We start from the raw sequence: 25357 nt of genomic DNA on the forward strand, positions 1-25357 counted from the left end.
ATATTTGTGTAACAAATAATTAATCACAATTATAATGAGCGGAATTTTAAATTCTTCGATTGGAAGAAAGTTTGCAATGGCACTTTCGGCACTCTTCCTAATGTTTTTCTTATTACAACATTTTGCAATCAATATTCTTTCTGTATTTAGTCCAGATGCTTTCAATGAAGCGTCACACTTTATGGGAACGTTTTGGGCAGTACAATTTATTTTGCAACCAATTCTAATTATTGGAATCGTTTTTCACTTTACGATGGGAATCATCTTAGAGTTGAAAAATCGCAAAGCACGTCAAGTTAAATATGCAAAAAACAATGGAAATGCCAATTCTTCTTGGATGAGTAGAAACATGATTTGGACAGGTCTTTTGATTGAAGCTTTCCTTATCGTACACATGTCTCAACTTTGGTGGCACGAAATGATGGTAAAATATATCAATCCTGTTACAGAAGATCCGACACGTTACTATCCTGAACTTGTAGAACATTTTCAAAGCCCAGTAATCGTAGGAATCTATGTAGTTGCATTTGTATTCTTAGCATTGCACTTACTACATGGTTTTAATTCTGCATTCCAATCAATTGGAGCGAATAATAAATACACAAAATCACTAAAAGGTATAAGCAAAGTATATTCTATTGGAATTCCTGTAGGATTTATTTTTATCGCATTATATCACCATTTAGCACACTAAAAAACTTATCAGAACTATGGCTTTAGATTCAAAAATACCTCAAGGACCACTGGCAGATAAGTGGACAAAACATAAAAATACAATCGATCTTGTAAACCCAGCAAACAAACGTCTTATTGATGTTATTGTAGTGGGAACAGGACTCGCAGGCGGATCTGCGGCAGCGACACTAGCTGAATTAGGATACAATGTAAAAGCATTTTGCTTTCAAGATTCTCCACGTCGTGCGCACTCAATTGCAGCACAAGGAGGAATCAACGCAGCGAAAAACTATCAAGGAGATGGTGATTCAACTTACCGATTATTCTATGATACTGTAAAAGGTGGAGATTATCGTTCTCGTGAAGCAAACGTATATCGTTTGGCTGAGGTTTCTGCAAACATTATTGACCAATGTGTAGCGCAAGGAGTTCCTTTTGCACGTGAATATGGAGGTTTATTAGACAACCGTTCATTTGGAGGTGTATTAGTATCAAGAACATTCTATGCAGCTGGTCAAACAGGACAACAATTATTATTAGGAGCATATTCTGCGATGAACCGTCAAATAGGTCGTGGAAAAATAAAAATGTACAACCGTCATGAAATGCTTGACGTTGTAAAAGTTGACGGAAAAGCAAGAGGAATCATTACACGTAACTTAATCACTGGAGAAATTGAGCGTCATTCAGCGCATGCAGTAGTATTAGGAACTGGTGGTTATGGAAATGTATTCTTCTTATCCACAAATGCGATGGGAAGTAATGTAACAGCTGCTTGGAAAGCTCACAAACGTGGTGCATACTTTGCAAACCCTTGTTATACACAAATTCACCCAACCTGTATTCCTGTTTCTGGAGATCATCAATCAAAACTAACATTGATGTCAGAATCATTGCGTAACGATGGTCGTATTTGGGTGCCAAAACACAAAAAAGATGTAGAGGCAATTCGTGCTAAGAGCTTAAGGCCAACAGAAATTGCTGAAGAAGATAGAGATTATTACTTAGAGCGTCGTTATCCTGCGTTTGGTAACTTAGTACCACGTGATGTTGCTTCGCGTGCAGCCAAAGAACGTTGTGATGCCGGTTATGGTGTCAATGCAACAGGAGAAGCTGTATACTTAGACTTTGCTTCTGCAATTCAACGTTATGGGAAAGAGCAAGCATACATTAAAGGTATGGATGTAAACGATGCAGCTTTGGTAAAGAAATTAGGTCAAGAAGTAGTGAAAACTAAATATGGAAACCTATTTCAAATGTACTACAAGATTGTAGATGAGGATCCATATGAAACACCAATGATGATTTATCCTGCAGTTCACTATACTATGGGAGGTGTTTGGGTTGATTATAACTTAATGACAACAGTTCCTGGACTCTACTGTATTGGTGAAGCAAACTTCTCCGATCACGGAGCTAACAGACTTGGAGCTTCTGCATTAATGCAAGGTTTAGCAGATGGATATTTTGTATTGCCATATACAATTGGTGATTACTTATCAGATGATATTCGTACAGGACCAATCTCAACAGATACCAAAGAATTTGAAGAAGCTGAAAAATCAGTAAAAGAAAAATTAGACTTCTTTATAAATAATAAAGGAAAACATTCTGTAGACTACTTCCACAAGCGTTTAGGTAAAATCATGTGGAATAAAGTTGGAATGTCTCGTAATGTAAAAGGATTAACAGAAGCAATTTCTGAAATCAAAGCACTTCGTGAGCAATTCTGGAAAGAAGTAAGTGTTCCAGGAACTAATGAAGAACTAAATGAAGAATTAGCAAAAGCTGGAAGAGTAGCAGATTTCCTAGAATTAGGAGAATTATTTGCTAAAGATGCTTTAGTACGTGAAGAATCTTGTGGAGGACACTTTAGAGAAGACTCTGTAGAACTAGAAGGTGAACAAAAAGGAGAAGCATTACGTAATGATGAAGACTTTGCATATGTAGCAGCTTGGGAATACAAAGGAGAACCAAGTGATGCAGTATTACATAAAGAAGAATTAGAGTTCAAGGATATAGAATTAAAACAAAGAAGTTACAAATAAAAGGAAGACTATGAATTTAACGTTAAAAATATGGCGTCAGAAAAACGCTAACGATAAAGGGAAAATGGTTGATTATAAAATCAGTGATGTTTCTCCTGATATGTCTTTCCTTGAAATGTTAGATGTACTAAACGAACAACTTATCAATAGTGGAGACGAGCCAGTAGCATTCGATCACGATTGTCGTGAAGGAATCTGCGGAATGTGTTCATTATATATTAATGGAGAAGCACACGGACCAGATAGAGGTGTTACTACATGTCAATTACACATGCGTATGTTTAAAGATGGAGATACCATTTATATCGAGCCATTTAGAGCAAAAGCGTTCCCTGTAATAAAAGATTTAGTAGTGGACAGAAGCGCTTTTGATCGTATACAACATGCAGGAGGATTTATTTCTGTAAATACATCTGGAAATACCATTGATGCCAATGCGATTCCTGTAAACAAACAAGATGCAGATACTGCTTTTGAAGCAGCAACATGTATTGGTTGTGGAGCTTGTGTAGCATCGTGTAAAAACTCTTCAGCAATGTTATTTGTTGGAGCAAAAGTTTCTCAATTTGCCTTATTACCACAAGGACAAGTAGAAGCTACAGATCGTGTATTAAACATGGTAAAACAAATGGACGAAGAAGGATTTGGTAACTGTACCAATACTGGAGCTTGTGAAGTAGAATGCCCAAAAGGAATTTCACTTGAAAATATTGCACGTATGAATCGTGAGTATTTAAAAGCCTCTTTCAAAGGATAAAAAACAATACACATACATACAAAATCCCAAGTATAATCTGCTTGGGATTTTTTAATTATCTTCATCAAAAAAATACTATGTTACGACTACGATTTTTTCTACTCATTTGCGGACTGTTTACATATAATTGTATTTCACAAAATACAACTGTAGCGGAAAGAGCACCTACGAAAGCTTTGTATGACTTTTCAAAAGAAGCATTGTTAAAACACGTCAAAGAATTATCTTCTGATGCCTATGAAGGTCGTGAAACAGGAACTGCAGGTGCTACAAAAGCAAAAAACTATATTGTAGCTGAATTTGAGAAGTTAGGAGTACAACCACTTGGAAAAACCTTTATACAAACATTTCCATTGCCTAAAAACAAGAAGATTGAAAAAGGCGAAAACATCATCGGATTCATCAAAGGAAGCGAGAAACCTGATGCATATATAGTAATATCTGCCCATTACGATCATGAAGGTATAAAACAAGGAAAAATATATAATGGAGCTGACGATGATGCTTCTGGAATAAGCGCATTATTCGCTTTTGCAGAATACTTTCAAAAACATCCACCAAAACACTCTGTAATCTTAGCGGCTTTTGATGCGGAAGAAAAAGGATTGGTAGGTTCTTTCTTTTATGTGAAAAATCCAATCGTAAAAAAAGAACAACTCAAGCTTAATATCAATATGGATATGATTAGCAGAAGCGATAAAAAAGAGTTGTATGCGGTTGGACCACAATATTACAAACAGCTGAAACCAGTTGTAGAAAACCTAAAAACGAGTGGAGATATAAATCTAAAAATTGGTCATAAAGAATGGACGTATGCAAGTGATCATGCTGGCTTTCATAAAGCAAAAATTCCATTCATTTATTTTGGCGTAGAAGACCACAAAGATTACCACAAACCCACAGATGATTTTGAGAATATTCATCCAGCATTCTATACCAATGCAGTGCAAACTATTACCACATTTTTTAAAGCAATCGATCAAAAGAAATTGTAAGTAAAAATAACTAAAAAAGTAAGAGCGGATATCTTTTCGAAGATATTCGCTTTTTTACTTTACAACAGGAAAAAGGAGTTTAGAACATTATATAGATGGTTCAGAACATTTAAGAAGCCGCTAGGTGTTTTTCAAATTATATTTACATCGCTAACCTATTGAAAACACTCAAATCTTATGAAACAAAAACTACTTTTTTTATCATGTGCACTCTGCACATACGTATTAACAGCACAAGCTGTATTTCCTGATACATTCGAATTTCGGGGAATAAATTCAAATGCTCCTGATGTGGGTTCAGTAGCTGCCCCAGGACCAAATCCTGCAGGTTTAGATATAGCCGTTTTACCTACATTAACTGGAAGATTAAGCGCACCAGTATTGGTAGATTTAGACGGAGATAACGATTTAGATATGGTTTCTGGCGCACAAGCTGCGGATGGAAAATTATTTTATTATGAAAATACGGGTTCTCCTACATCGCCAAATTGGGTGCAAACAGCACATCCAGCATTAGATGCTGTTGCCATTGCTCCAGGAGGGAATAATGAAACAAAAGGTCAATTTATAGACATCGATGATGATGGTGATTTTGATTTATTTTTGGCGACTAAAAATGATATAAATCAATTTAACTTCAATGATATTCATTATTATGAAAACACAGGATCTGCTACAGCGCCAAATTTTGTAGAAGCGACCATTCCTGGAATATTAAACCAGAACATAGCAAACTTTCCAGGTCTTGGGTTTGTCGATTTAGATAATGACAACGACTATGATTTGGTAGGTATGGGAAGTGATTCGATATCGTATCTTGAAAATACTGGAACAGAAATGGTGCCAATGTTTGAACGTAGACTACATTTAGATAATCCGTGGGATATGAATACAGGTACAGGAGTATTGGATCGTAACTGGCCACACGGCGATATACTGGTAACGTTTCCTAGCTTTGAAGACGTAGATCGTGATGGTGACTATGATTTAATTATGGGAACTGATACAGGAATTGTACGTTGGGTAGAGAATATTGGTACAGCTATAGCGCCAGATTTTGGAACGTATGCATATCAAAATATGCCAGGAGATTTAGAAACATTTGATTTCGGGCAGTTTGCAACAATTAGTTTTGGAGATGTTAACGGAGACGGCGTATTAGATGCTATTTTAGGATCGTTTAGTCCAGGATATTTTGCTTGGTTTGAAGGAGTTTTGACATCACCGTTAAGCGTTGAAGAAGAAAGTATCGCAAAAATAACGGTAAGTCCAAATCCTGTAGATGATATACTGACAGTACAATTTCAACACAATAAAGTCAACAATGCAAGTCTATCAATGTATACTATAACTGGGCAAGTCGTATATAGTAGTAAACAAAATCAAAATGATAGTGCTGTACAGATTGACGTTTCCTACCTAAAATCTGGATTGTATTTCCTAAAAATCAAAAGCGATGATGGCAAAATTATTGTCAAAAAAATTACTGTGAACTAATGTACAGTGATTAGGATTTTTATTAAAAAAGAGAGATTTGCTTATTTATGAGTGAATCTCTTTTGACGTCAAAAATGGTTACATTTGTAATAACCAAAGCTAATCACCATGAATAGATTTCTAACATCTATAAAACCATTTAAATCCTATCTTTTTATAGCAGTATTATGTACTGCTTTTTCTGTTTCTGCACAAAAGCAACAGATTCAAAAACAGTATGATAGTATCTCAGAAGTGCTTTCCAAGACACAAAATAGAGATACCATCAATACTTTATTAAATCTCCAAAAGGAACTTGCTGAAAAATCAAACGATAAAAACCAATTGATTGCTATAATCACAAAATTGGGAATGAATGCAGATGATGGAAGTGTAGCACAATTAGACTATATACAAACAGCATTTGAACTATCTAAAGAACTAAAAGATACGACTTTACTAGCTCAAAATTCTAATTTGTTAGCGAGAGCATATCAGGTTAGAGTTGATTATAAAAATGCACTTTCGTATGCAAATATGTCTATTGAATTTTCAGAAAAAATTACAGCTAAAAGAATAATCATAGAAGCCTATTCAACAAGAGCTAATATTTACAACAACATTTCTCAAAATGCAGATGCCATCAAAGATTTGAATACAGCCAAAAAGATTGCGCTGCAAATGCCAGATAATGAACAACTATTGATACCATTATTAAAAACAGCAAGTTATATTCAGTATTCAAACAATCAATATGAAGAAGGTTTGGCCACACTTGATGAAATTATTTCCTTTTATGAAACTAAAGGGAATGGACGTAAAACTTCTATCTGGAGAAACAACAAAGCCATGATTCATTTAAGTTGTTTGTGTGTGCCTATAGAAGCGCAAAAACAAAACTTATACAAATCGATCAAAAGTGCTAAAAAAATAAACTTCAATGCTGGAGAAGCCTATGCCTATGTGCATTTGGCGCGCATGCTAAAGAATGAAAAAAAATTAGATAGTGCTTATTACTATTTAGAAGCTGCTAGCAAAGTACAATTAGGAAGAAGGGGCAAGCGTTTTCATGGATATTTAAATCAAATAAAAGGTGACTTTTGGGCAACAAAGGAAAATCCAGCGAATGCTATCAAATACTTTGAAAAAGCATATAATATTTGGGATGAACTAAATGTATTAAAAGACAAACAATACACAGCAAAAGCCTTATCGCATTTTTACAATGAAATAAACCAACCCAGAGCGGCTTATAAATATTTGGAAACCTATGCTGCCATCAAAGATTCCGCATTTAGCAGACAAAACGTAGAAGAAATCAAAGAGCTGGAACTTACCTACGAATTTGAAAAACAACAATACAAAGATAGTATTCAGAATGCGGAAACATTAGCTGTTTTAGACTTACAGCAAAAAAATGAACTTCAACAAGAACGACATGTACAGCAAATTTTATTAGGTTTATTTGTGTTGGCATTAGCACTGGGAGGGTTTGCTTATTACGCATATCAACGTAAAAAGAAAACTTCTAAAGTTTTAGACGAAAAAAATAAAATCATAGAAAAAGCATTGCAGGAAAAGCAACTCTTACTGAAAGAAGTACATCACCGAGTTAAAAATAATTTCCAAATTGTGTCGAGTTTGCTCGAATTACAAACCAAAGGAATTGAAGATGAAAAAGCACTAAATCTGGCCAATGAAGGGAAAAATAGAGTCAAATCGATGGCATTAATTCATCAAAAACTCTATCAAAACGATACAGGTTTAATCAACTTTGATGAGTACATTCAAACCTTAGTCAAAGAGCTTTCATACATGTACGCTTCCGAGAAAAAGGTGAAAACCAATATCAGTACAGAAAACATGCAGTTTGATGTTGATACAGCCATTCCACTAGGCTTAATTGTAAATGAATTAATTACCAATGCGTATAAATATGCGTTTGAAGCAGCAAAAGATAACGAACTAAACATATCAATTAATAAAGTAAACGAAGACGAATATAAATTGGTCGTAGCAGACAATGGAAAAGGATTGGATGATGCTATTGATTTAGCAAAAGTAAAAAGTTTAGGACTGCGTTTGGTACGACGACTAACCAAACAACTACAAGGAAATTTCTTACTGAATAATGAAGATGGAGCAAGCTTTGAAATTACTTTTAAAGACACACAAAAAAGAGCATTATTAGACTAAGAAAGCTATGAGCAAAGTAAAAATATTAGTAGTAGAAGACGAAATCATTATAGCAGATCATATTTGTGATACCTTGGACAATTTGGGCTATGAAGCCTTAGAACCAGTGATCAACTATACAGAAGCTATAGAAGCTATAGAACGTGAAAAACCGGATTTAGCAATCTTAGATATTCAATTATCTGGACGCAAAACAGGTATTGATATTGCTGAAAAAATTAGAAAAAACTACGATTTTCCGTTCATCTTCCTTACGTCTAATTCAGATCCTTTAACGGTTTCACAAGCTAAAAAAGTAATGCCGCCAGCGTATCTGGTAAAACCCTTTACCAAAGATGAATTATATACTTCTATCGAAATTGCCTTATACAATTATTCCAAACGAATTGGCGAAGTCAATGAAGAAGAATTAATCATCAAAGACGCGTTTTTTATCAAGGAAAAAAACATTTTTATAAAGCTAAAATTTGAAGACATACTCTTCATCAAAAGTGAACATGTATATGCCGAAATTCAGTTGATTAATAATCACAAACATGTCATTCGCGGTAATTTAAACAAGATCATTACGAAGCTTAGTAAAAAATTTGTGCGTGTACACAGAAGCTATATTGTTAATTTAGAATATCTACAAAAAATCGATCAAAGCAATATCACTGTTTTAAATGTCAATATTCCCATCGGAAAAAAATACAAAGATGACTTGCTTCAAAAAATAAATCTACTCTAAAACAAGCATTCAGAACATTTTCAGAGGAGCTCAGAACATTTGTAAGAAAAGTGATCAATAGGTTAGATACATTTATAGTCTTAACCTAAAATCTTACATGTTGTGATAAAAAAACTACTCACTTTTGTGATGCTCATCAACGCATCATTATTTCTCAATGCACAATGCGGACCTAGTTACTCAGGCGCTACTAGTTCAGGTAGTAGTTCTGGTGGAGCAATACCAAATTTTACAGGAATGTCCTTTACTACAAGTGCTACTTGTGAAGGAATTTTAACATCAATTACATCAACAGTTCTTGGTTCTCCAAACCCAAATGCAACAGTAACTGTACGCCTATATGAAGGTGATGGATTAGGAGGAAATGTACTAGGAGAATTAACAGGAGTTCCTGTAAATGGTAGTGCAGTATATGATTTTTCGGCACTCATGATTATGATGAATCCGTCTACAATATATACATACATCATAGAAAAAGAAAATACGTCTGACTCTATTTTTGCCAATTTTGTATTTGATCCTATTCACCCTGGAGGAACAGCATATTGGGGAGGAGTTCCATCGAATATAGCTATAACTTTCAGCGTAAGTATTGACAATTCTACCTTAAGCATAGCTGATGTTGATACAAACGAAATTAAGTTGCGTGTTTATCCAAATCCTGCGGCAAATAATATTCAATTAACATCTTTACAAAAAGCAGAAAACTATACAATACTAGATATCTCTGGAAAGAAAGTTTTGGAAGGAATTGTAAACGTAAATGAACCAATTAATATTCAGCAACTGAACAAAGGAATCTATTTCATTCAACTAGAAAAAAGAGTGCTAAAGTTTGTAAAAAAGTAGTGCAATCAATAGGTAATTGTTAAACTTTTCTTAGGATGAAATACTTACGAACGCAAATCTATATGGTTTGCGTTTTTTTTTGTTTCTTGGGAAGATATTTCTCAGAATACCATCATGCAAAACCCGAAAGACTTTTACACACAACAAAAAGCCAAATTTGAAGCCGAATTAAGAGTGCAGCGCAGAAAAATTAATCAATCGAGCTTTCTACGTTTGATAGTTTTTTTAAGTCTCGCATTCGCGATTTATCTTTTATTTGGACAATGGGGATATGTAGTATTAGTTTCTGTGGTTGGTATGGCAATCTTTCTATTCTTAGTCTTTCGCCATTCAGATTTGGTATACAAAAGCAACAAGTTAAAAGCCTTAATTCAATGCAATCTATTAGAGTTAGATGTCTTAGCAGGAGATTTGTCTAAATTGCCAACAGGCGAAGAATTTTTGGATGCTTCACACGAATTTAGTTATGATATTGATCTCTTTGGAAATGCTTCATTCTTCCAATATCTCAACAGATCAACGACAAAAGAAGGAAAAAATGAATTGGCAGCATTGTTGGCAAGCAATGATATTTTAGACATTGCAACACGACAAGAAGCCATCCAAGAACTAAATCAAAAAGCAGATTGGCGACAGCATTTTTCTGCCATTGCATTGCTCATAAAAGTAGAAACAACGTCCAAAAGTATTACAAAGTGGTTGCATGAATACGAAAGTTTTATTCCCAAAGCGATTCGATATTTGCCATTGATTTTCTCAGGAATTTCTGTGGCCATCATTACACTTTCATCACTGCAAATCATTCCGTTTTTACCAGTATTACTTTGGTTATTTGTCGGATTGGGAATTACAGGAAGATTCTTAAAAAGCATCACAAAACTGTCTTTAAATACCAATAAAGCAAAAGATACATTTCAGCAATACGGTCAATTATTGCAACGCATAGAAGAAGAAACATTTACATCCAAATTGCTAAAACAAAAACAACAAAACATTCATAGCGATGTGCAAAAAGCATCGACTTTAGTGAAAGGGTTTTCGAGACGAATTGATGCTTTAGACAATCGAAATAATATTTTAGTTGGAATCTTTTTAAACGGTTTTTTACTGTGGGATATTTCAAAGTCGTATCAAATAGAACTTTGGATTCAAAAACACAACCAAAAAGTAGCACAATGGTTTGAAGTAGTTACCTTTTTTGATGCTTACAATAGCTTAGGAAATTTTGCGTTCAATCATCCACAATTTAGTTATCCAACAATTGATACTACTGCAAAAAAGGTGATTCAGGCAACAGAACTAGGACATCCATTATTGCGAACTGCAAACCGAGTTGACAACGATTTCATTATTGGAAACTCAGAATTCTACATTGTAACAGGTGCAAACATGGCCGGAAAAAGTACGTTTTTACGAACGGTTTCACTCAGTATTGTCATGTCGAACGTTGGTTTGCCAATCTGTGCAAAAGATGCTGTCTATTCGCCTATAAAACTCATTACAAGCATGCGTACGACGGATTCGTTGGCAGAAGGCGCTTCGTATTTCTTTTCGGAATTGCAGCGCTTAAAAATGATTGTAGACAAAATTGAACATGATACGTATTTTATCATTCTAGATGAAATCCTCAAAGGAACCAACAGTCACGATAAAGCAATGGGTTCTAAAAAAATTGTACAAAAACTGGCTTCTCAAAATGCTGCCGGAATCATTGCTACGCACGATTTGAGTTTATGCGAATTGGAAAAAGAAATTGATCAAGTGAAAAACTATTTCTTTGATGCAGAAATCATCAACGATGAACTCTTCTTCGGCTACTTACTCAAAAAAGGAATCTGTTCAAACATGAATGCTTCTTTCTTATTGAAAAAAATGGAGATTGTAGAGTGATTTTCTGAGTCAAGATTGGTTATTCTTCCAAAAGAAAAAAATTACAAGTAAGCGCGAAATACTCGTGTCAAATAAATTTTACTAATACCAAAATCATACGAAACAATATAGTTTAACAGTTTTATATTATTTAATTCGTTAATTTAGAACTTGTTATTGCTATGCCTTTAAAATATCTCCACATAAACGAAAAACACCACAAGAAGCAACTGATCATTTCGCATCAGCAAGTCATTATTTTAAAAAACTTCTTGACGGAATTGGTGAAAAGTGAAGTATTGATCATCAATACCAACTTGGGTTTAGAAATCTACTATGAATCTACATACGATTGCACACAGATGATCAAAGATACGTTTGGAATTGTGGCTTGTAAAAAGTGTAATACAGAAGAACGTTATCGTTTTTTTTCCTTTCAAAATGAAGAAGAAATTCAACACTTTATGAATGTTTCCATGCAAAAATTGGCAAAAATGCCGTTGTTTTCAAGCTATACCAAAAGTATGTTGGGACAATTAAATGCGCAATTTGAAACAAATAGAAGACTCATTGGACGATTATTGGAAATCTGGAATGAAATCAGTCGCACCATACGCTACAAAGGTATTGATCTTCGAAAAATCCAAAAATTCCGCAATGATTTTCAAGCGATTTACATTAACAATGTAGAAAACGATACACTGAAAGAATTATTCATGGAAATGTTTGAAAAAAAGCATTTGAATTAAGTTTTTACGAATTGTAATATCCGTTTTTAATGGCATATACGGCAAGTCCCACACGCGATTTAATATCTAACTTATCAAACAAACTATCTCTATAATTTTCAATAGTACGCGGACTGCAAAACATCTTTTCGGCAATCTCACGATACGTCATTTCGGAAGCTGTATATCCTAAAAATTCAATTTCACGTTCTGAAAGATTGGCTCTTAAATCTGCATTAATTGTATTCTCACGAATTGACATAAATATCTTTGCAGAAGCCCAATCGGGAAAAAGAAACCTTTCTCTATAAGCAAACTCAAGCCTCTTTCGAGTTCCGTAGGTTGCGCATTTTTTAGCATATAACCTTTGGCGCCATTTTTTATCATTTTTACCAAACTTAGTTCATCATCTTGCATGCTTAATACCATAATCAAAACCTCAGGATGTGTTTCTTTAAGCCATAATGCCGTAGTAAAACCGTCCATGATCGGCATACTAATATCTAACAATACAATATCAGGGACAGGTTTTACTTTTAATTTCTCTTGAAAATCTTTACCGTTTTCACTGATGTGGATGACTTCAAACTGCGGAAAATTTGAAATAATGCCTTTCAAAGCATTCGCAATCAAAATATGGTCGTCAATAATAGCAATCGTATGTTTCATGGTAATGGTACGTTTAAAATGACACTTGTTCCTTTATTTATAGTGCTTTTCAATACAAAAGTTCCCTTAATAATATCGATCCGCTTTTTAATATTTTTCAGTCCGATTCCGTTGGTTTGCATCGTTTCAATATCAAAGCCTTTTCCATCGTCTGAAATTTCTAATTCTAATTTAGTATCGGTATTTGACAATGTTATATTGATCGTAGAACACTGCGCATGTTTGATACTATTTTGTATGCATTCTTGTGTAATTCGTACTAAAATGCTTTTTATTTGATATGAAAGTTGTAAACCTTTTGTATGATTTTGAAATTGAATGTCATAGGTTTTTAATCCATGTGTTTTTTTGCATTCTTCTTCAATCAATGTCGCTAGTGAATACTGTTCAATGGTATCGTTTGTCAATGATTTGGAAAGGCTGCGAAGCTCAAACAATGATTCGTTGATGATATCATTAATTGCACTGATGTTTTCTGAAATTTGCGGCGCTTTATTTTCAAAAACAAGTTGTTGTAGGTACAAGCTGGATAAGGTTAGCTTTTGTCCTACATTATCATGAATTTCTCGCCCAATATGGCGCATGGTTTCTGTTTGAATTTCTGCTTGTGTTTGTGCCAATTCTTTTTTATAAAGTGTATCTAATTTTTCAATTTCTTGGGTATGTTTTCGCCTTCTCTTTCGAAACTCGTAGACAAATATGATCATTCCTCCTATAAAAATAACGAAGGTGACATAAAAAATTTTGATTATTATTTTGATGGATTCTTCCCCCATATAAATGATGCTGAAAATAATAGATACATTAAACAATTAGAGATAAGAAAGTAGTATATGAAAGGTGTGTAGCCTAGATTTTTAAGTTCTTTGGATGCATTAGAAATTAAGATTGATAACGGACATGTTCCAAAATAGAATAATAAAATTCCCGTATTTATGTAGAACATTTTATTCTCTTTAAATTTAAGAGTGTTTTCGTTTTGTACTTGCTTTATAAATTCTAGAATTACCAGTGTTGTGAGTAAAAAAGTACCTATAATTATATTTACAGGCAATCCTAAATCATACTCTTTTAGAAATACTTCAGTGACTAGTAGAAATAAAATATATACAGAAGAAAATCCATAAAATAAGTTTTTGCGGGACAAAGATTTAGAAGCATACAACCAAAAGAAAAATAGGTATTGAATAGGAATACCAACAAATGTATAATACATATTGACATAGTTATCTAATACAGAAGTAGATCCAGGAGGAATAATGATAATCCAAAATAAATCTTGAATAAAAATAAATAGTAAGTACAGAGAAAACCATTTCCAATAGGTGTTTTTCAATCTTACAAAATAAAGACAACCTACTAGAGCAGCACAAAACTCAAACCCTAGTAGGACCTCTCTCATTATATTTTGCAATTCTTCTGTCATTATCGTTACTACTTTTTGAAAGCCATACCTTTTTCTCCTCTCGGAGGAAACAAGCCACCGTGATTTTGTGCATTTGGATTTTCTGAGCCTTCGTTTTGAGGAAATACAGTTAAAGATAATATGCCTTCATTACATCTATCTGTATCTTCGAAAAGATAATCTAACCCTTCTCTATTTGATGTAGTGTTATAAGGATTGAAATCTATATGCTCTCCAATATCATTTTTTTTAGTTGGAATCATCACAAGAGTATGTCTATTCAAATGGTCTTCTTCTATTGAGTTACTATTTTCTATTGATCTATCTATATTCATATCCCAGTTGTAATTAAATCTAAATTGATTATCATTATTACTTCCTTTGTACGTACATCCTTCTGTTTTAGGGTAAATAGCATAATATATGCGAACTCCTAATTCTTCTTCTGGGATATTTCCGTTACATTTAGAAAGTTTCTCGATATTATAAATGAATTTTTTTAAAGTTTCCAAATCAAACCAAATGGCTTTTGTATCATCGGTGTCAATTCCTGAATTGATTATCTTTAATTGCTTATCTTGATAACCAAATATCATATCACTAACAATTTGAGCAGGCATTCTATTAATAGACTCATCATTGTAATTCATATATATAGGATCTTCACATGATGATGCTAATAGCGACCTAGAAGTATTCCTATTTTGAATTGTACCATCTGAGCAATTATCACAAGCATCAATACGAATTGAGGTGCAACACACTATTGTTAGAACAGTAGTAAATATTACAGTTAAGAAAAATAATTGTTTTTTCATTTTATTAGGTTTTAAAAGTTACTAAATTTATTTGCACTTACCTTACAAATAAAAAGTAAATTCTTACTTTTTGTAGAAGTTTTAAAACCCTAAAAGTATGGGGTGAATGACCTAAAATGTTTCTGTTTTATGGACATAAATCTTAGATGACTCGTTTATTATTTTCTCTATTTGGTCAGATATTTTTATCTATTGTTTTTTAAAACTAGCTAGAACTTAATTACCAGGTGGAAAAAGCCCTCCATGATTTTGAACCAAACTTTCTTCGCTGCTTTTAACTAAAAAACCATCTTGAGTAATCTCTTTAAAAGTATCTTTATTAGTATTCACAATGCTTTGCATATTATGACTAGGCATCAAGAAAATGGTTTGAGCGTTTGCCTTTAATTCTAAACTTCGGTCATTTTCATATACCCCAAAATAAATAGTAATACCGTTTATTGCAAGATTGTTCTCATTTGATTTTTTCTTTAGATATGACATATAGGCTTTTAGTTCATCTAAAGAATACCAAACGACTTTTGTGTAATACTCTTTTTTTATTTTATCTGAAAATGGAGTTATATATTGGTTTTGATAAGCATTGAAAAGTTGTATGGCATCATTGAATGATAAATATCCATTTGAAGAAAAAATTAGATTTTCGTCATTTTGAGAATCAAGTTGAGCGCTTAAAGAATGATTTGCATATTTAAATGCAATAAATTTTTCGTTTTCAATAGTAAAACCTTCATGGTAATTTAATTCGCTATTGAGAGTTGTAGGTATTAAAAAAACAGTTCTTTTCCCACTGTTGTCAGCTCCAAATACAAAACTTACTCCAGTTACAGACATATTTTTTAAAACAAGTGCTTCTAACTTTGCAAAATATTTTTCAAGCACAGTAAAATCGAAATGAATAGCTTTGTCTTCGAAGGAAACATCTTTTTTATCAATAATATTTAAACGCGTCACTTGGTCATTTTGAAATAGTGTAATCGCTTCTTGATTTGATATTATTTTCGTAGGCTTTTCAATGGCCTTATTTAGATCTTTTTCAAAATTTTGATTTTCAGTCTCGCAACTCAAGAAAAGTGTAATATATGCAATCCCTAACAAAGTGAAAATTAATATTTTCTTCATAAATATTTGTTTTTTTAGTTAAAAAAATACTATGATAAAAGTAAGAAAAAAATAATACTGAATGTAAAATAGTATAAAAAGTAGGAAATAGCTTCGTGTTGTTAAATTAAGAACTCATTATTTTGTTTTAAATCTCATACCTTTTTAAGTAAATTACTTAATATTCAGTTTAGACTAGTAAAAGCTATACTATCTGAAACTACACTGGTGTTACAACCTAAAAATTAAAAGTAAAACCGCCTAAAGTTTTTCCGTTTATTATGAGTTTTTTAAGGGTAAATTACTCATATTTAGATGATTGTATTTTTTGGAGTTTTGTAAAGTACTGCAGTATGTACGGGATGTTTTTCCCAACACAAAACTTTAAATCAAACAATTATGTCAACAAAAAAAATAAACCTAGAAGATCGTCTCGATCTTAAACTCAACCTTATTTCCAACCTAAATTATTATGGAAATTTAGACAGTAAAAAATATCTAACACCTTCTAAAAAGATTGTAGCTTCAACACGCTATGAAGCGTTGGGTTGTACAAGTTTTCACCCAGCCACAAATGAGCTAAGAAGTACCATTGAAATTAAAAAAGAATTTGGATATCAAGGTACAGGAAATGAACAAACCAGTTATGAGTTTGTACGTTATTATATTGACTATGAAAATAACGGAACTTGGGAAGATATGGGTGTTACAAGTCTAAAAGTGCAAAATGTACAAAACCATAATGGATTGTGTTATGGAGTAAAACTTAAAATTACGCCATCAGTTTCTAGAAAATGTGCACAAAGTCCTGTATTACCTAACATACGTGCAATCTTATCATGGGAAATTGAACCACCAACTAATACACCAGACTATCAGCCAATCTATGGAAATGTGGAAGAAGTTAGAATTCAAATTGCACCTACAAAATTACCTTTCTCAATATTCAATTTAGGATATTTAGGAAATTCCAATTTTTTTGCAAATCCATTTATTAATGGTCTTCCATATTATCAATCGTCAAAGCTTGATGAATTAAAAAAATCATACAAAAAAGAAGCCAATGATACACGACTTACTTCCATGTCGGTTCAGAATATCAATCTATTTAGTTTATATGATTTTAGCAAATGGCAAACAAAGTTTAAAGTAGCTAATATTGATTTAAAGAAGAGTGTGCAATTGCATAAATCATCAAAGTTTAATACTACTTATGAAGAGTTAACTTGTGTAAGCTTTAATGCGAAATTCAGTGAACTGCAAGCACATATCCATATTAAAAAAAACACAGGGTTTTCTGGTGATTTATGTACAAGTGGAAGCCGCGAATATGTTGCTTTTTATATGGATTTTGGTAATGGTTGGCGATTTATGGGAACTTCGTCTGTAAATGTATATGACGTGAAACAATTGCCAGAAGATGGATTGTGGTATAGTACATTTTTACCAGTAGATGTATCAAAATATCAAAACGAAATTGGTCAGAATGAAAAAGTAAAAATTAAAGGAATACTTTCTTGGAATACACCGCCACCGGCAAATAATCCAGATTATGTCGCTAAATGGGGCGATTGGGAAGTTTGTGAAACGGAACTTAGCGGAATTACTATACCAACAAGTCAAATAGCCAACCAACCTTGGATAGAAAGTATTGGTGGTGTGGACACAGATATTATTGATGAAAATTCTGGATTGGCAAATGGACCTAGCGGAATGGCAAATAATATTATGGCAAAATATAGTCCGTTTGATGGGCGTATGTACATCACAGGAAAGTTATTAAATCCGAGTACGAATGCACGCTATAAAATAATTATCAAAGAGCCAGATACAGAAGCGTATGCATTGCAAAAACAATTTACAGTAGCTATTACTAGATTTAATCTTTCTCAAGGAACACAAACAAATCAAAGTATTCAGCAAAGACCAACAGATAGTTATTACAGATATTTACCCAAAACCACAGGAAATATACAAACACATGTCAATGATGATATATTGGGCGTATTCTCACCAACAGAAAGTGGAATTCATGAGTTGTATATTGAAAGTGCATCAGGCACACAAAGTGAAACGATTGTATTTATGGTTGATAAAGATCGTCCAGAAGTAGATATCAATATTACTATAGCCAATGGTGATTGCGGTAAGTTTACACAAGGAGCCAACGTAAAAGGAACTTTTTCTGTTACGAACGACAGACACTTAAACAGAGTTCGTTTGTGGGCTGCACCAAATAATAATAATGACATAGCAATTGACATTAACAATGTCCAATTAAGTACAGGTGATACAACAACTGTTTCAGGCGCTCAGATTACCGTCAATGATACGGACAGTCGATTGGATTTTGTACGAGGAACTTGGGGAATTGATACAGCAAACTTGCCAGCTTGTGGCTATACAGTTCATATTCAGGCAAGTGATAGAACCATTGTCAATAGTTCTAGCGTTGGGAAAAGCTCCAATAAAGTTTCTAGAGGATTCTGTTTAGAGGAATAATAACTTTATATATCCTTCTAAAATAAACTGATAAACTGTCTGAAAAGTGCAAATTAATTGTATTCTTTAGACAGTTTTTTTAGAGAACTATTCCTCATCAAATACGATAAAAAAGCGAACCGAAGCCCGCTTATCATAACTTAGCATCGTACAAAAGACGGACAGCCAAATACGCTTGGACAAGCATCGCCTGTTTGACATCTAATGACATCTCTGGTATTACAAGCATCTAATCGGGTAAAAGGAGTTGAACTGTCGTCTCCTCCGTGGATTGAACTGTTTTCAAAATTTGAAATGGATTTTTTGTGAAGCTGTAAAGCTGAGAATTTTCTTTTCTTCATGATTTGTAAGTTTATGGTTTTCAGCATAATACTACATAATATTTTTTAAAACCTATTACGGGTTCACCGTACTAATGCACTATTTGAAAGCGTATTATATGGTGTTTTATTTTTTCGGTATTTCATTTCGAAAAATCATTCAAATTCACGACTTTTAGTATCGAATAATCAAAACGTCATTTCGAGTGATTTTTCGAAATAAAATGAAGAAAATTGTATCGAGAAGTACTGCGAAATAAAAAAATACAGTTAGCGTAGCAGATCTCGATACAAAATTCTTTTAGAATTTCACTCGATCAGACGTTTGGGAATTCTAAAACCAATAACGAGCAACAAACCACCATAATGATACACCATACATCCAAACTTCCCAATGTAGGAACCACCATATTTACGGTAATGAGTCAGCTGGCAGCAAAAGAAAACGCGATCAATTTATCGCAAGGGTTTCCAAACTTTCCTTCAGATCCAATATTAATTGAAATGGTACAGCAAGCTTTGCGCGAAAACTACAATCAATATGCACCAATGCCTGGCGCGGTAATTTTACGAGAAGCCATTGCGGAGAAGATGGAATATTTATATCAAAAAACGTACAATCCAGCTACAGAAATTGTCGTAACTGCAGGAGCAACACAAGCCATTTTTACCATTGTGAGTGCTTTTGTACGTCCTGAAGATGAAGTGATCATATTTACACCAGCGTATGATTGTTATGCGCCTGCTGTTGAAGCACATGGTGGAAAAGTAGTGCCCATTCAATTGCAAGGAAAAGCATTTTCGGTAGATTGGGACGAAGTGCGAAGCAAGATCTCTTCAAAAACAAAACTGATGATTATCAATACGCCGCACAATCCGAGCGGAACGGTTTTATCGAAAGCAGATATGTTGGAATTGTCGTCTATTTTGGAAGACACAAACATCATTTTGTTGAGTGATGAAGTCTATGAACACATCATTTTTGATGGAGAACAACATCAAAGTGCAGCTTTATTTCCAAAACTAGCCGAGCGTGCATTTATCACCGCTTCTTTTGGAAAAACATTTCACAATACAGGCTGGAAAATGGGCTATTGTGTTGCGCCCAAAGAATTAATGGACGAATTTAAAAAAGTACATCAATTCAATGTGTTTTCTGTAAATCATCCTATGCAAATTGGAATTGGAAAATATTTAAAAAATCCAGCACATTATCTGCAATTGCCTGCATTTTTTCAAGAAAAGCGCGATTTCTTTCTCCATGCAATCAAAGATTCACGTTTCACATGGACACCTTCGCAAGGAACGTATTTTCAAGTCTTGTCGTATGATAATATCACAAACGAACTTGATACAGAATTTGCTAAAAGACTCACACGCGAAAACAAAATTGCGTCCATTCCGCTTTCGGTATTCAACACCAACAAAGAAGATCATAAATTACTGCGTTTCTGTTTTGCCAAAACTGAAGAGACATTGGAAAAGGCAGCTACTATTTTAAATAAAATTTAATATTTTGGTATGCATATTGCCTGTAGCAATTATATAACAATAAATAACATTCAATGAAGTACACAAAATACCTTTTAGCACTTATCCTTATAAGTGTGTTTGCAAATGCCCATGCACAAAAAGTAACACACAATGGAAAAGAATATGAAGTTGATAAGCAAGAAATTTATCTCGATGGCGTAAAAATAACAAATACACTTTCTGCCGAAGACAAAAAGACAATCATTGAGACGTTTAAAGCCAATAAAAAAAGATTAAAAGCAGAAAAAAAAGCAGCCAAAGAAAAAAGGAAAGAAGAAAAAAAGTATAAGAAGTCGCAGAAGAAAGTTAAGAAGTTAGAAAAAGAACTAAAGCGAAAACAAAAAAGGCAGAAAAAGGCATTAAAAGCCAAAAAGAAATATGAAAAGGCGTTAAAAAAGTATGAAAAACTAAAACGTAAAAACAAACTTTCTACAGAAGATGAAGTAAAGTGGCAAGAGAAAATAGAAAAGCTACAAAGAAAAATGGAAAAGGCTGAAAGAAAGCTTTAAAAACATACAAAAGCAAAAAGCTTCTCCATCGAGAAGCTTTTTTTTACTGATAAATTTATCTACTATTTAGGTGCCGTACAAATTCCTGGCGATCCAGTATTGTAGCACCATCTGTTATACGTCCAATTACAAAACTCTGGTTCTTGTGTAGTACAAACTGGGTGATTGTACGAAAAATTTCCACCTTTTATTTCTTCATTTACTAAAGAAGAAACAGAATTTTTGTTGAGAGATAGATTTTTTAAATTCTTTTTTTTCATGATTAAAAGTTTTTAGGTTATAATTAAAATACTAGTGTGCATGACAAGACGTGATGCACATTGAAGTTCTACTATTGCAATCTCCAATACGTGTACGTCCTCCAACAACTTCTTGAGAAGTTTTTGTTTCTAAACTAGCGATAGACGCTTTTACTAATTTTAAAGATTTTGTTTTTTGAGTTTTCATGGGTTTTATTTTGTGGTTAATATGTACGTTGTGATTAGTGTGCCCAACAAGAAGTTTGATACAATGAACGTTGGTTACAGTTTGTCTGGCTTCCACCACCTTGTACTTTTTGCAATTTTCCGTTGTCTAATTGTGCAACAGACGCTTTCACTAATTTTAATGATTTTATTTTCTGAGTCTTCATAATTTCGATTTTTTGTGGTTAATAATCAGTTGTAATTAGTGTGCGTGACAAGAAGTTGGACACATAGAGTCAAATGTCATACAACCAGTCCAAGCGCGCGTTCCGCCACCAACAATTCTTTCTTGTTTGTTAGCATCTAAATTTGCTACAGAAGCTTTCACTAATTTCAATGATTTTAATTTTTGAGTTTTCATAAAAAAATATTTGCGGTTAATTAATAATTTTATTGATCTCAATGTATGATTCGTATTTTATGAAAAAAAGAAAACGTACCGCAAGAGGAGTAAAAATTAGGAGATTTGAGGAGAGATTTTACTTAAGGAATGAATCAATAAAACATAAAAAAATCGGAAGTCAAACTTCCGATTTTTAGTTGTGAATTAATAAGTGTATAGATTAATAACATTGAATACCTGCGCAATATGAAACCATTGCAGAATCATCAACGTGGACTGTAGAATTATTTTGACGAGTTCCACCTTTTACTAACATTGCTGTTGTTTGGTTAATTCGAGAGATAGTTGCTTTTTTGAGTTTCATCTTTTGTAAATACTTTACCTTCATAAATAAGTTTTTTAGTTAGATTATAAAATGAAAGATAGCTTATTTAAACGCTATTATATTAAGGTTTGAGTGTGTAAAAACCTCAAATTACTTAATTTGAGGCATTATTTTCGGCAGTCTCTTCTAGATTCTTTATATAATAAGACGGATACAATTTTGTAGATGCTTTAAAGTATTTTGTAAACGAATTTGTGCTTTTATAACCTATTTCTTCAGCAATATGCTTAATGGAATACTTGCGAAATTTCGGATCTTCTTTTAAGCGCTTTAATACATATTGAATTCGCAAATCATTCAGATATTCATAAAACTTTTTCTCTTTATATTTATGGATGATTTTAGATAAATAGTTTGTGTTTGTTTTTACTTTTTTTGCAAGACTTTGTAATGTACAATTGCTATTTAGGAAAAATAATGATTCTTCCAGTTTGTCCAAACGTTCTAAAATCGCTTCTACTTTTTTGTCTTCAATAGTAAAATTAGGTGCTGGTTTTTCTACTTTTTTAGTGTCTACTTTCGTTACTAATTGTTCAAAAATAACTTTATTCTGCTTTTTTGCTTTTAAAAACCTCCAAACGAAATAACTACACAATGCTACTAAAAAAACACTAAATATTATTACATAAATAAGCCTGTTTTTTAATTGAGAAGCCAAGGAAGAGAGGTCATTATTTTCTTTTTGTACAGTTTCGTACAATTCTTTAATCACTGCTATATCATTACCCTCGTTCGCATCTCTTAATTTTAAATATTTAGAAGTGTAGTCCAAATACGAATTACGTTTATCTGTGAGTTCATAAGCTTTAGATAGTGTAAGATAAGTGCCTAATAATTCTGGAGGATTAAACGTTACGCTCTTTTTGAGGTTTTTTTCATCAACAATGGTTTCAACATTTTTCAAGAAAATAATTGCCTCATTATACTTTTTTAATTCAAAATACGATTTACCAATATAGTAGTATATTTCAGTGAGTCGATTTTGATTATTCAATCCTTTTGTAATTTTTTCTGCTTTTTTTAAATAGTCAATAGCAGTTTCAAAATTCCCTTTAATAAAATGTGCAATTCCGATATCAATATAAAAATAACTCACACCTTCTATGTCATTGATGGCCAAACTTTTTTGCAATCCTATCTCTGAATATTTATGTGTAGAATCGGGTTGCTGCAAACGTAAATAAGTGCCACCAATTCCCATATATGCATTGATGAGAATCATTTTATTTTCAAAACTATGTTGTTCGGCCAAACTTGCATTACTTTTATATATGGAAAGTGCTTCTTCATAAAACCCCATGCGTCTTTTAATCTTGGCAATATTGGCTTGTGCCGCGACTTCAAATTCAACGGCATTTTTTTGTTTTGCAATATCTAGTGCATTGAGATAATTTGCCAATGCTTCTTTATTATCGCCTAGATATATAATGGCGTTTCCTTTAGTCAGATAAACTTCGGCTAAAAAAAGCTGATTTTTTAATGCTTTGGCAGTTACAATAGCTGAATCACAATGTTTAATGGCTTCTTCATAATTGCCTAGAATGTTTTCAATTTTACAACATTGTGCATACGCATTGAAAAGGTGAATGCTATCTTGTTCTTTTTTGCTTTTAGTAACTAAAATTTGAGCATATTTTTTCGAAAGCTCAGGATTAGAATATTTGTGCTGAATGATGAAATCAAAAATTTCTTTAGAAGAGGCATCTTCTGGCATTTCTTGAGAAAAAACATTTGAAAATGCGAATACGAAAACAATAAAACTCCAAAATGTAACCATCTTTCGCATCATAAAACCCGTTTAAAAAATCAAGAATGTTAAAAATAATAATAATTAAATATATTCATCTTGTTTTGTAAACTTTCTATATAAAAAAAGCCTCTCAAATGAGAAGCTTTTTAAGTATATGTAAATTGTAATTTATTGACAGTTCGTTTGATTTCCTGTAAGACACAAAGGACCAGTTTGCCCACCAGTTTCTCCACAATTAAAGAAACAAGATTTTGTAGGTGTTTGCCATGGTAATCCACTAGTTCCACCTTTTAGCATATCTTCTGTCAATTGACTTACATGCTTTTTATTTAATGATAATTTTCTAAGTTGTTTTTTCATTATTGTATATTTTGAGTTAATTATAGTTACTGAAATTAGAAAAAGAAAGACTTGCATTTAAGACAAATAAGCTTTCAAAATTACCATTTAAGTATATGTAAATTGTATTTTATTGACAGTTCGTTTGATTTCCTGTAAGACACAAAGGACCTGTTTGTCCACCAGTTTCTCCGCAATTAAAGAAACAAGATTGTGTAGGTGTTTGCCATGGTAATCCACTAGTTCCACCTTTCAGCATATCTTCTGTCAATTGACTTACATGCTTTTTATTTAATGATAATTTTCTAAGTTGTTTTTTCATAATAGTTCTTCTGATTTATATTTTTATTACGCTGGCATGCCACTACCGCCACTGTAAATTCGAGTTGTCAAGAATGTTGGACATGGATCCATTGTACAATTTGTGTCATGGCACATATTTCCTCCTCTTACTTTATTTGTGCTTTTGGGAGTAATTGCAGAAATAACTTCCTTTTTAAAAACAAGTTTGTCAAAAGTAAACTCTTTGTTTAAACTTTTTTTCTTCATAATTATAAGTTTTGTGATTTGTTAATTGATGTCAAGATAGACAACAAATTCCCCTATAAATACGAGTATTTCCGTAGAAACATAAATATTTTACGATTTTGCGCACAAAAAAACCAGAAGTCAGACTTCTGGTTTTTGTAATTTTAAACGGTATAAATTAGTTAGGCTGACATGTTGTTTTCGCAATGTTGTTTTCCTTGGCAAAAGGTAAGATCGACAGAGACAAAGAGGTCATCGCTATCTGGACGAGTTCCACCTTTTAATGCTTGCAAATGATTCGCTTGCATATTAGCAATTAAACGCTTTCTCAAATGCATCGTGTTTAAGTTCTTTTTCTTCATAAGAAA

Annotated in this window: 30 protein-coding genes; 13 read left to right on the forward strand and 17 right to left on the reverse strand. The window is 32.9% G+C overall.

The features are described from left to right. The first annotated feature begins 34 nt into the window (after window positions 1-34). The 10 genes from Q0845_RS01220 (at window position 35) to Q0845_RS01265 (ending at window position 12344) form a co-directional block, all read left to right on the forward strand. A complete protein-coding gene (locus Q0845_RS01220) occupies window positions 35-694 on the forward strand; it encodes a succinate dehydrogenase cytochrome b subunit (RefSeq protein WP_298507901.1) in 660 nt (219 codons plus the stop codon). 16 nt (window positions 695-710) lie between these two features. Beyond that, window positions 711-2723, forward strand: coding sequence for a fumarate reductase/succinate dehydrogenase flavoprotein subunit (locus tag Q0845_RS01225; RefSeq protein WP_298507904.1), 2013 nt, complete (start codon window positions 711-713; stop codon window positions 2721-2723). 10 nt (window positions 2724-2733) lie between these two features. Next, window positions 2734-3480, forward strand: coding sequence for a succinate dehydrogenase/fumarate reductase iron-sulfur subunit (locus Q0845_RS01230; protein WP_298507907.1), 747 nt, complete (start codon window positions 2734-2736; stop codon window positions 3478-3480). A 77-nt stretch (window positions 3481-3557) separates the two neighbouring features. After that, window positions 3558-4475, forward strand: a complete 918-nt coding sequence (locus Q0845_RS01235) for a M28 family peptidase (RefSeq protein ID WP_298507910.1) — start codon at window positions 3558-3560, stop codon at window positions 4473-4475. A 177-nt stretch (window positions 4476-4652) separates the two neighbouring features. Next, window positions 4653-5972: a T9SS type A sorting domain-containing protein gene (locus Q0845_RS01240; protein WP_298507913.1), complete on the forward strand. Its 1320-nt coding sequence runs from the start codon at window positions 4653-4655 to the stop codon at window positions 5970-5972. A gap of 108 nt (window positions 5973-6080) precedes the next feature. Continuing rightward, window positions 6081-8147 (forward strand): sensor histidine kinase, encoded by a 2067-nt coding sequence (locus tag Q0845_RS01245; protein WP_298507918.1) that lies wholly within the window; start codon window positions 6081-6083, stop codon window positions 8145-8147. Window positions 8148-8154: 7 nt separating this feature from the next. Next, window positions 8155-8877, forward strand: a complete 723-nt coding sequence (locus Q0845_RS01250; protein ID WP_298507921.1) for a response regulator — start codon at window positions 8155-8157, stop codon at window positions 8875-8877. Window positions 8878-8979: 102 nt separating this feature from the next. Next, window positions 8980-9726 carry a T9SS type A sorting domain-containing protein gene (locus Q0845_RS01255; RefSeq protein ID WP_298507924.1) on the forward strand — a complete coding sequence of 249 codons (747 nt, stop codon included), beginning with the start codon at window positions 8980-8982 and terminating at the stop codon, window positions 9724-9726. 114 nt (window positions 9727-9840) lie between these two features. Beyond that, the gene (locus Q0845_RS01260) at window positions 9841-11616 is read left to right on the forward strand and encodes a DNA mismatch repair protein MutS (protein ID WP_298507927.1); all 1776 of its coding nucleotides are present in this window, start codon (window positions 9841-9843) and stop codon (window positions 11614-11616) included. A gap of 161 nt (window positions 11617-11777) precedes the next feature. Continuing rightward, window positions 11778-12344 carry a hypothetical protein gene (locus Q0845_RS01265; protein ID WP_298507930.1) on the forward strand — a complete coding sequence of 189 codons (567 nt, stop codon included), beginning with the start codon at window positions 11778-11780 and terminating at the stop codon, window positions 12342-12344. 4 nt (window positions 12345-12348) lie between these two features. Here the strand turns inward: Q0845_RS01265 and Q0845_RS01270 are convergent, their stop codons facing one another. From Q0845_RS01270 to Q0845_RS01295, 6 genes are all read right to left on the reverse strand, one after another. Then, window positions 12349-12585 (reverse strand): response regulator transcription factor, encoded by a 237-nt coding sequence (locus Q0845_RS01270; RefSeq protein WP_298507932.1) that lies wholly within the window; start codon window positions 12583-12585, stop codon window positions 12349-12351. Further along, complete coding sequence (locus Q0845_RS01275; RefSeq protein WP_298507935.1) at window positions 12549-12992, reverse strand: response regulator transcription factor; 444 nt, start codon at window positions 12990-12992, stop codon at window positions 12549-12551. The genes Q0845_RS01270 and Q0845_RS01275 overlap by 37 nt, the downstream gene beginning before the upstream one ends. Beyond that, entirely contained in the window at window positions 12989-13768 is a 780-nt protein-coding gene (locus tag Q0845_RS01280) for a sensor histidine kinase (protein ID WP_298507938.1), read from the reverse strand. Before Q0845_RS01280 ends, Q0845_RS01275 begins: the two co-directional genes overlap by 4 nt. Then, on the reverse strand, window positions 13744-14394 hold the full coding sequence (locus Q0845_RS01285) for a hypothetical protein (protein ID WP_298507941.1): 651 nt from the start codon (window positions 14392-14394) through the stop codon (window positions 13744-13746). Before Q0845_RS01285 ends, Q0845_RS01280 begins: the two co-directional genes overlap by 25 nt. A 32-nt stretch (window positions 14395-14426) precedes the next feature. Next, window positions 14427-15215 (reverse strand): hypothetical protein, encoded by a 789-nt coding sequence (locus Q0845_RS01290; protein ID WP_298507944.1) that lies wholly within the window; start codon window positions 15213-15215, stop codon window positions 14427-14429. 216 nt (window positions 15216-15431) lie between these two features. Further along, entirely contained in the window at window positions 15432-16337 is a 906-nt protein-coding gene (locus tag Q0845_RS01295; protein ID WP_298507947.1) for a hypothetical protein, read from the reverse strand. 378 nt (window positions 16338-16715) lie between these two features. On the opposite strand from Q0845_RS01295, the gene Q0845_RS01300 reads away from it, so the two are divergent. Beyond that, window positions 16716-18818 carry a hypothetical protein gene (locus Q0845_RS01300; RefSeq protein ID WP_298507949.1) on the forward strand — a complete coding sequence of 701 codons (2103 nt, stop codon included), beginning with the start codon at window positions 16716-16718 and terminating at the stop codon, window positions 18816-18818. 140 nt (window positions 18819-18958) lie between these two features. Here Q0845_RS01300 and Q0845_RS01305 read toward each other — a convergent pair whose 3' ends face one another. Beyond that, on the reverse strand, window positions 18959-19159 hold the full coding sequence (locus Q0845_RS01305) for a hypothetical protein (RefSeq protein ID WP_298507952.1): 201 nt from the start codon (window positions 19157-19159) through the stop codon (window positions 18959-18961). A 348-nt stretch (window positions 19160-19507) separates the two neighbouring features. Between Q0845_RS01305 and Q0845_RS01310 the strand changes: the two genes are divergently transcribed. Both Q0845_RS01310 and Q0845_RS01315 read left to right on the forward strand, forming a co-directional pair. Further along, window positions 19508-20650 carry a methionine aminotransferase gene (locus Q0845_RS01310; RefSeq protein ID WP_298508760.1) on the forward strand — a complete coding sequence of 381 codons (1143 nt, stop codon included), beginning with the start codon at window positions 19508-19510 and terminating at the stop codon, window positions 20648-20650. Window positions 20651-20703: 53 nt separating this feature from the next. Next, window positions 20704-21180: a hypothetical protein gene (locus tag Q0845_RS01315; protein ID WP_298507955.1), complete on the forward strand. Its 477-nt coding sequence runs from the start codon at window positions 20704-20706 to the stop codon at window positions 21178-21180. 62 nt (window positions 21181-21242) lie between these two features. Here the strand turns inward: Q0845_RS01315 and Q0845_RS01320 are convergent, their stop codons facing one another. The 10 genes from Q0845_RS01320 to Q0845_RS01365 form a co-directional block, all read right to left on the reverse strand. Continuing rightward, the gene (locus tag Q0845_RS01320) at window positions 21243-21440 is read right to left on the reverse strand and encodes a hypothetical protein (protein WP_298507958.1); all 198 of its coding nucleotides are present in this window, start codon (window positions 21438-21440) and stop codon (window positions 21243-21245) included. Between the two features lie 31 nt (window positions 21441-21471). After that, entirely contained in the window at window positions 21472-21627 is a 156-nt protein-coding gene (locus Q0845_RS01325) for a hypothetical protein (protein ID WP_298507960.1), read from the reverse strand. Between the two features lie 34 nt (window positions 21628-21661). Next, entirely contained in the window at window positions 21662-21811 is a 150-nt protein-coding gene (locus tag Q0845_RS01330; RefSeq protein WP_298507962.1) for a hypothetical protein, read from the reverse strand. A 35-nt stretch (window positions 21812-21846) separates the two neighbouring features. Next, window positions 21847-22005, reverse strand: a complete 159-nt coding sequence (locus tag Q0845_RS01335) for a hypothetical protein (protein WP_298507965.1) — start codon at window positions 22003-22005, stop codon at window positions 21847-21849. A 202-nt stretch (window positions 22006-22207) separates the two neighbouring features. Then, window positions 22208-22375: a hypothetical protein gene (locus Q0845_RS01340; RefSeq protein WP_298507968.1), complete on the reverse strand. Its 168-nt coding sequence runs from the start codon at window positions 22373-22375 to the stop codon at window positions 22208-22210. A 91-nt stretch (window positions 22376-22466) separates the two neighbouring features. Further along, a complete protein-coding gene (locus Q0845_RS01345) occupies window positions 22467-24161 on the reverse strand; it encodes a helix-turn-helix domain-containing protein (RefSeq protein ID WP_298507971.1) in 1695 nt (564 codons plus the stop codon). Between the two features lie 129 nt (window positions 24162-24290). Beyond that, entirely contained in the window at window positions 24291-24482 is a 192-nt protein-coding gene (locus tag Q0845_RS01350) for a hypothetical protein (RefSeq protein ID WP_298507974.1), read from the reverse strand. A 109-nt stretch (window positions 24483-24591) separates the two neighbouring features. Next, a complete protein-coding gene (locus tag Q0845_RS01355; protein ID WP_298507976.1) occupies window positions 24592-24783 on the reverse strand; it encodes a hypothetical protein in 192 nt (63 codons plus the stop codon). Between the two features lie 26 nt (window positions 24784-24809). Next, window positions 24810-25010: a hypothetical protein gene (locus tag Q0845_RS01360; protein ID WP_298507979.1), complete on the reverse strand. Its 201-nt coding sequence runs from the start codon at window positions 25008-25010 to the stop codon at window positions 24810-24812. A gap of 161 nt (window positions 25011-25171) precedes the next feature. After that, window positions 25172-25351: a hypothetical protein gene (locus Q0845_RS01365; RefSeq protein ID WP_298507982.1), complete on the reverse strand. Its 180-nt coding sequence runs from the start codon at window positions 25349-25351 to the stop codon at window positions 25172-25174. Window positions 25352-25357: the final 6 nt, after the last annotated feature.

Source organism: uncultured Kordia sp. (assembly GCF_947489565.1).
GTDB lineage: Bacteria > Bacteroidota > Bacteroidia > Flavobacteriales > Flavobacteriaceae > Kordia.

Bases quoted from the DNA above. Each gene is read 5' to 3' on its own strand.
- Q0845_RS01285 (WP_298507941.1), bottom strand. From the start codon at position 14,394: ATGAGAGAGGTCCTACTAGGGTTTGAGTTTTGTGCTGCTCTAGTAGGT.
- Q0845_RS01275 (WP_298507935.1), bottom strand. From the start codon at position 12,992: ATGAAACATACGATTGCTATTATTGACGACCATATTTTGATTGCGAAT.
- Q0845_RS01360 (WP_298507979.1), bottom strand. From the start codon at position 25,010: ATGAAGAAAAAAAGTTTAAACAAAGAGTTTACTTTTGACAAACTTGTT.
- Q0845_RS01290 (WP_298507944.1), bottom strand. From the start codon at position 15,215: ATGAAAAAACAATTATTTTTCTTAACTGTAATATTTACTACTGTTCTA.
- Q0845_RS01280 (WP_298507938.1), bottom strand. From the start codon at position 13,768: ATGGGGGAAGAATCCATCAAAATAATAATCAAAATTTTTTATGTCACC.
- Q0845_RS01245 (WP_298507918.1), top strand. From the start codon at position 6,081: ATGAATAGATTTCTAACATCTATAAAACCATTTAAATCCTATCTTTTT.
- Q0845_RS01350 (WP_298507974.1), bottom strand. From the start codon at position 24,482: ATGAAAAAACAACTTAGAAAATTATCATTAAATAAAAAGCATGTAAGT.
- Q0845_RS01300 (WP_298507949.1), top strand. From the start codon at position 16,716: ATGTCAACAAAAAAAATAAACCTAGAAGATCGTCTCGATCTTAAACTC.
- Q0845_RS01235 (WP_298507910.1), top strand. From the start codon at position 3,558: ATGTTACGACTACGATTTTTTCTACTCATTTGCGGACTGTTTACATAT.
- Q0845_RS01230 (WP_298507907.1), top strand. From the start codon at position 2,734: ATGAATTTAACGTTAAAAATATGGCGTCAGAAAAACGCTAACGATAAA.
- Q0845_RS01305 (WP_298507952.1), bottom strand. From the start codon at position 19,159: ATGAAGAAAAGAAAATTCTCAGCTTTACAGCTTCACAAAAAATCCATT.
- Q0845_RS01340 (WP_298507968.1), bottom strand. From the start codon at position 22,375: ATGAAGGTAAAGTATTTACAAAAGATGAAACTCAAAAAAGCAACTATC.
- Q0845_RS01295 (WP_298507947.1), bottom strand. From the start codon at position 16,337: ATGAAGAAAATATTAATTTTCACTTTGTTAGGGATTGCATATATTACA.
- Q0845_RS01250 (WP_298507921.1), top strand. From the start codon at position 8,155: ATGAGCAAAGTAAAAATATTAGTAGTAGAAGACGAAATCATTATAGCA.
- Q0845_RS01335 (WP_298507965.1), bottom strand. From the start codon at position 22,005: ATGAAAACTCAAAAATTAAAATCATTGAAATTAGTGAAAGCTTCTGTA.
- Q0845_RS01355 (WP_298507976.1), bottom strand. From the start codon at position 24,783: ATGAAAAAACAACTTAGAAAATTATCATTAAATAAAAAGCATGTAAGT.
- Q0845_RS01240 (WP_298507913.1), top strand. From the start codon at position 4,653: ATGAAACAAAAACTACTTTTTTTATCATGTGCACTCTGCACATACGTA.
- Q0845_RS01365 (WP_298507982.1), bottom strand. From the start codon at position 25,351: ATGAAGAAAAAGAACTTAAACACGATGCATTTGAGAAAGCGTTTAATT.
- Q0845_RS01225 (WP_298507904.1), top strand. From the start codon at position 711: ATGGCTTTAGATTCAAAAATACCTCAAGGACCACTGGCAGATAAGTGG.
- Q0845_RS01320 (WP_298507958.1), bottom strand. From the start codon at position 21,440: ATGAAAAAAAAGAATTTAAAAAATCTATCTCTCAACAAAAATTCTGTT.
- Q0845_RS01345 (WP_298507971.1), bottom strand. From the start codon at position 24,161: ATGATGCGAAAGATGGTTACATTTTGGAGTTTTATTGTTTTCGTATTC.
- Q0845_RS01325 (WP_298507960.1), bottom strand. From the start codon at position 21,627: ATGAAAACTCAAAAAACAAAATCTTTAAAATTAGTAAAAGCGTCTATC.
- Q0845_RS01315 (WP_298507955.1), top strand. From the start codon at position 20,704: ATGAAGTACACAAAATACCTTTTAGCACTTATCCTTATAAGTGTGTTT.
- Q0845_RS01220 (WP_298507901.1), top strand. From the start codon at position 35: ATGAGCGGAATTTTAAATTCTTCGATTGGAAGAAAGTTTGCAATGGCA.
- Q0845_RS01265 (WP_298507930.1), top strand. From the start codon at position 11,778: ATGCCTTTAAAATATCTCCACATAAACGAAAAACACCACAAGAAGCAA.
- Q0845_RS01330 (WP_298507962.1), bottom strand. From the start codon at position 21,811: ATGAAGACTCAGAAAATAAAATCATTAAAATTAGTGAAAGCGTCTGTT.
- Q0845_RS01260 (WP_298507927.1), top strand. From the start codon at position 9,841: ATGCAAAACCCGAAAGACTTTTACACACAACAAAAAGCCAAATTTGAA.
- Q0845_RS01270 (WP_298507932.1), bottom strand. From the start codon at position 12,585: ATGTCAATTCGTGAGAATACAATTAATGCAGATTTAAGAGCCAATCTT.